This window comes from Pseudorhodoplanes sp. (genome assembly GCF_035565855.1).
Taxonomy (GTDB): domain Bacteria; phylum Pseudomonadota; class Alphaproteobacteria; order Rhizobiales; family Xanthobacteraceae; genus Pseudorhodoplanes.
Map to the genome: position 1 here is coordinate 1 of NZ_DATMRX010000044.1, position 5,712 is coordinate 5,712.

The window sequence follows — 5,712 nt, forward strand, 5'->3', positions numbered from 1 at the left end:
GCCGGTCGATGTATCTTCGCTGCCGGCGGGCCGCCAGCGATATGGCCTCTTCACCAACGAGCGCGGCGGCATTCTCGACGATCTGATGTTCGCGCGTCTTGCGGACCGTTTCTTTGTTGTCGTCAATGCGAGCCGCAAGGACGAGGACGAGCGGCATCTGCGCGACAGGCTGCCGGCGAGTTGCGAGATCGAGCGTCTTGAAGATCGCGCGCTTCTCGCCTTGCAAGGCCAGCAAGCGGCGGAGGTGTTGAGCGCCGTCGCGCCCGAAGCGGCAAGCATGGCGTTCATGGATATCCGCGAGGTGAATATCCTCGGCGAGAACTGCATCGTCACGCGCTCCGGTTATACCGGCGAGGACGGTTTCGAAATCAGTGTGCCTGCGGCGATCGTCGGGCGTTTTGCCGAAGCCTTGCTCGCGCACAAACAAGTGCTGCCGATCGGGCTTGGTGCGCGCGACAGCCTGCGGCTTGAAGCGGGGCTTTGTCTCTACGGCTCCGACATTGACGAAACCACCACGCCCGTCGAAGCGGCGCTCGGCTGGGCGATGCAAAAGAGCCGCCGGCCGGGCGGCGCGCGCCCCGGCGGATTTCCGGGCGAAACCGAGATTTTCCGGCAGTTGAGGGACGGCCCGGCGCGGCGCCGCGTGGGCTTGTTGCCCGAAGGCCGTTCGGCAATCCGGCATGGCGCGGCGCTGTTCCGCGATCAGGATTCCAGGGATGTCATCGGCCAGGTCACGTCGGGCTGTTTCGGGCCGACGGTCAACGCGCCGATCGCCATGGGTTACGTCGCAAGCGGCATCGCCGATGACGCGCTTGTGTATGCCGAGCTGCGCGACAAGCGCGTGCCGGTGCGGCTCGCGCCGCTGCCGTTCGTGCCGCCGAACTACAAACGTAAAGCGTAATCGCAATTCGAGGGGAGAATAACGATGCTGAAATTTACCGACGATCACGAATGGCTTCGTGTCGAGGGTGACGTAGCCGCGGTCGGAATCACGGACTTTGCGCAAAGCCAGCTCGGCGATCTGGTGTTTGTCGAGCTGCCGAAAGTGGGCGCAACGGTGAAGAAGGGCGATCCCGTCGCCGTCGTCGAATCCGTAAAGGTCGCCTCCGACGTCTATGCGCCGGCCGATGGCGAGGTCGTCGAAGTGAACGAGGCGGTGGTTGGCGAGCCGCAGCTCGTCAATAGCGACCCGCTGGGCAAGGGCTGGTTCTTCAAGCTCAAGCTGAGCGCGCCCGCGCAGCTCGACGGCATGAAATCGGAAACCGAATATCAGGCGCTGGTCGCCAACGGGTGAAGCACGTGAGCCAGTTCATGAAGAATCGCGCCGAGCCGATACCGTTCCGCGACCGGCATATCGGAATTTCCCCGGCCGACATCGGCAAGATGTTGCAGGGCCTCGGCTTCGCCGATATGGCGGCTTTCATCGCCAAGGCGCTGCCGGCGGATATCCGTCAGCGGCAGCCGCTCGAACTCGGACGCGGCCTGTCGGAAGCCGAGATGCTGACGAAGGCGCGCGAGCTTGCGGCGAAGAATAAAGTGTTCACTTCGATGATCGGGCAGGGCTACTACGACACGTTCACGCCGCCGGTCATTCTGCGCAACATCATCGAAAATCCGGCCTGGTACACGGCCTATACGCCGTATCAGCCGGAGATCAGCCAGGGCCGGCTGGAAGCGTTGCTCAACTTCCAGACGATGATCGCCGACCTCACCGGCCTGCCGATCGCCAATGCGTCGCTGCTCGACGAGGCGACGGCGGCGGCGGAAGCGATGAGCATGGCGCGGCGAATTTGCCAGGCCGAGCGTGACACCTTCTTCGTCGATGACGATTGCCACCCGCAAACGATTGCCGTCATTCGCACGCGCGCCGAGCCGCTTGGATGGAAAGTCGCGGTCGGCAATCCTGAAACCGATCTCGATCCCGGCGCCGTGTTCGGCGCGATCGTTCAATATCCCGGCTCGTCGGGCAAAATCCGCGATTTCCGCGAGTTGATGGCGGCGCTGCGCGCGGCCGGTGCGGTCGGCGTCATGGCGGCCGACCCGCTGGCGCTGACCTTGCTCGCTTCGCCGGGCGAGATCGGCGCCGATATTGCTATCGGCTCGACGCAGCGCTTCGGCGTGCCGCTCGGCTTCGGCGGCCCGCACGCGGCTTATATCGCGACCGGAAAATCCCATGAGCGGCTGTTGCCCGGCCGCCTTGTCGGCGTCACCGTCGATCGTGACGGCAGGCAGGCCGTCCGGCTCGCGCTGCAAACGCGCGAGCAGCATATCCGGCGGGAGAAGGCGACGTCGAACATCTGCACTGCGCAGGTGCTGCTGGCAATCGTCGCTGCGATGTACGCGGTCTATCACGGGCCGGACGGATTGCGGCAGATTGCGCAGGCGGTTGCCGGCAAGGCATCGGCGCTCGCGCAGGGCTTGAAGCGGCTCGGCCATGAGCTCGCTCATACCGAATTTTTCGATACCGTCGCGGTCAAAAGCAAAGGCAACGATGACGAGATTTTGCGCCGCGCGCGGGATCTCGGCATCAATTTGCGCCGCTTTAGCCTGCGCGGCTCCGCTTTCATCGGCATCAGCTGCGATGAGACGACAACGGCGGCGGAGATCGAAAAGGTCTGGCGAGCCTTCTCTTCCAGCGAGGCGGGGCTCTCGGGCGAAGTCCTGGCCGAGGAAGCAGGCACCGCCATTCCGGCGCCGCTCGCCCGCAGCAGCGAATTCATGACGCATCCGGTGTTTCACCGCTACCGTTCCGAAACCGAGATGCTGCGTTATCTCCGCCGGCTTTCGGACATGGATCTCGCGCTCGACCGGACGATGATCCCGCTCGGATCGTGCACCATGAAGCTGAATGCGACAGCGGAAATGATTCCACTGACATGGCCGGAGTTCGGCCGCATTCATCCTTACGTGCCGGCCGATCAGGCTGCCGGCTATCAGTGGCTCGCGCAGGATCTGGAGAAGAAGCTCTGCGCCATCACGGGCTACGATGCGTTCTCCTTCCAGCCGAATTCCGGCGCGCAGGGCGAATACGCAGGGCTGCTCGCCATTCGCGCCTATCATCGCGCAAGAGGCGATAGCCAACGCAACGTCTGCCTGATCCCGGCATCGGCGCACGGCACCAATCCGGCTTCCGCCCAGATGGCCGGGATGAAAGTGGTTGCCGTGAAATGCGACGCACAGGGCAATGTCGATCTCGCCGATCTCGAAGCAAAGGCCGGGCAGCACGCCGGCGAGCTTGCCGCGGTCATGGTCACTTATCCTTCGACGCACGGCGTTTTCGAAACGGCCATTCGCCGGATCTGCGAGATCGTTCACGCGAGGGGCGGCCAGGTTTATCTCGATGGCGCCAACCTCAACGCACAGGTCGGCCTCGCGCGGCCCGGCGACTATGGCGCTGACGTCAGCCACATCAACCTGCACAAGACCTTCTGCATCCCGCATGGCGGCGGCGGGCCGGGCATGGGGCCGATCGGCGTCAAGGCGCATCTTGCGCCGTTTCTGCCGGGCGATCCCAACGTGCCGCCGTCGCAGAAGCCATCAGGCGCCGTTTCCGCCGCGCGCCTCGGCTCGGCTTCGATCCTGACGATTTCGTGGATTTATATGGAGATGATGGGCGGCGAGGGACTTACGGCGGCGACGGAAGCCGCCATCCTGAACGCCAATTACATCGCGAAACGCTTGGAGAAGCATTATCCGCTGCTGTTCAAGGAAGCGGATCGTCTGGTCGCGCATGAATGCATCGTCGACGTGCGGCCGTTCAAGGCGAGCGCCGGTATTTCGGTTGAGGACATCGCCAAGCGCCTGATCGACTATGGTTTCCATGCGCCGACCATGAGCTTTCCGGTTGCGGGTACCTTGATGATCGAGCCGACGGAGTCGGAATCGCTCGCGGAGCTTGATCGCTTTTGCGACGCGATGATCGCCATCCGTGGTGAAATCCGCGATATCGAGGAAGGCAGGCTCGACCGCAAGGATAATCCGCTGGTGAATGCGCCGCACACGATCGGCGAAGTGACAGCGGACGAATGGAAGCACAGCTATTCCCGAAAGCTTGCCGCCTTTCCGCTTCCGTCGCTTGAGCACGGAAAATATTGGGCGCCGGTCAGCCGTGTCGATAACGTCTACGGCGACCGGAATCTTGTTTGCTCGTGTCCGCCGATGGAAGAATACGCCGGATAGCACGCGAACTCTGCGTTTCGCCCCCGGCGTGAGGTGCGGGGCTGCCGCCGCAAAGCGAGGCAACTCCGCGCCGCGCGCTGAACTGCGCAATTCTCCGAAAACGCCGGCGGTCAGGCCGCCTTGTGCGCCCCGGTCTTTTCGTTCTTTGCCGCCTGATCGAGCTGCTTGAGCTGCCCGGCCGCGGCCTTGATTTTCGCGAGCTGCGCCGGATCGTCGAGGTTCGACAGCATCGGATACATCGGCCCCATATCGGCGATGCCGGCAAGTGTGACGGCTTCGTGCAGCACGCGGAGCGGCGAGATACCGTCGCGATGATCCTCGAGCGGCAGGAACAGCGCGCGGATCTCGGCCGCGCGCGCGTAGTCCTTCGCCTTGAGCGCGTGCAGCAGCGACGTCGAAAGATAGGGCGCGACGCAAACCGACCCGGAGGTGAAGCCGGTCAGCTGGAAGTCGCGCAGATGATCGATTGCCGGGCGCTCGCCGATGCCGCTGATGATGAGATCGCGGCTCACGGAATTGAGCACTTTCTTCAGATATTCATCCTTCAGCGGATCCTCGAGCACGACCGCGTATTTGATGGCGCAGATCGCGCCATCGCGCGCAAGCGCGCCGATATCTTCGGGCTTCAGATAATTTTCCGTCTTGAGATACGCGATCACCGGACGGCCGAAGCGCTCGGCGATGCGGGCGATGCCTTGCGCGGCGCCCGCCGGCGTCACCGGAAAATTGAGCGGCAGCACCATGCAGGTCGGGAATTTCATGTCGCGGAGAATTTTGGCCTGATCCATCGCCTTGCCGAAATCGGGGCCGACCGACGGGATGACCCAGGAGTCGGCGTCGGCAAGACCGGCGATCGTTTCGACGGTGTCGGCGTAGTCGAAGACGCCGAGATTGTAGAAATTGGCATTGCCGCCATACATCAGCGTGGTGACGCCGCCATCCTTCAGGTAGCGAATCAGCTTGCGGTTCTCTTCGATATTGAGCGAGAGATCCTTGTTGCGCGCGAGCGGCGGCACCGCGAGCACCGATGCTTCCAAATCGCTTTTGGTGACGGCTGTGGTCTTCATCGGGTCTCTCCTGGTCGTTTGAAAAAAATCGCGAATTAATAAAGGTGCTGGCCGGAGTCGGTTCGCAGCAATTCTCCGGTCAGTGTGTTGGCGCCCTCGACGAGAAACAGAACCTGACGCGCGACATCGGCGGGCCACACGCCGCGCCGCAGCGGAAATTTGGTTTCCGCCTGGCGCATTTTTTCCTGATAGCCCTGTTCCGACAATATTTTCTGCATCCAGCCGCCGAGCAGGCCGCCAGGGCAAATGGCGTTGACGCGTACTTCCGGCGCGAGTGCGCGCGCGAGCGAAAGTGTCAGCGTATTGAGCGCACCCTTCGAGGCGGCATAAGCCATCGAGCTGCCGCTGCCGAGAAAACCCGCCATCGACGAGATATTCACGATTGCCGCGTCCTTCGAAGCCTTGAGATGGGGTGCCGCGGCGCGCGCCATCTGAAACGGCCCAACGACGTTCACGGCATAGAGCT

General features: G+C 63.1%; 5 protein-coding genes. 3 read left to right on the forward strand and 2 right to left on the reverse strand.

The features are described 5' to 3' along the window. The 3 genes from VN004_RS02660 to gcvP form a co-directional block, all read left to right on the forward strand. Positions 1 to 901, forward strand: a 901-nt coding sequence (locus VN004_RS02660; protein ID WP_325606745.1) for a glycine cleavage T C-terminal barrel domain-containing protein, incomplete at its 5' end; no start/stop codon positions are given. Between the two features lie 24 nt (positions 902 to 925). Continuing rightward, positions 926 to 1,294, forward strand: coding sequence for a glycine cleavage system protein GcvH (gene gcvH, locus VN004_RS02665; RefSeq protein ID WP_325606747.1), 369 nt, complete (start codon positions 926 to 928; stop codon positions 1,292 to 1,294). Positions 1,295 to 1,311: 17 nt separating this feature from the next. After that, on the forward strand, positions 1,312 to 4,179 hold the full coding sequence (gcvP, locus tag VN004_RS02670) for an aminomethyl-transferring glycine dehydrogenase (RefSeq protein ID WP_325606749.1): 2,868 nt from the start codon (positions 1,312 to 1,314) through the stop codon (positions 4,177 to 4,179). 110 nt (positions 4,180 to 4,289) lie between these two features. On the opposite strand, the gene VN004_RS02675 is transcribed toward gcvP, so the two are convergent. Then, the gene (locus tag VN004_RS02675) at positions 4,290 to 5,246 is read right to left on the reverse strand and encodes a dihydrodipicolinate synthase family protein (protein WP_325606751.1); all 957 of its coding nucleotides are present in this window, start codon (positions 5,244 to 5,246) and stop codon (positions 4,290 to 4,292) included. A 35-nt stretch (positions 5,247 to 5,281) separates the two neighbouring features. Further along, positions 5,282 to 5,712: SDR family oxidoreductase (locus VN004_RS02680; RefSeq protein ID WP_325606753.1), on the reverse strand; the 431-nt coding region annotated here is incomplete at its 5' end.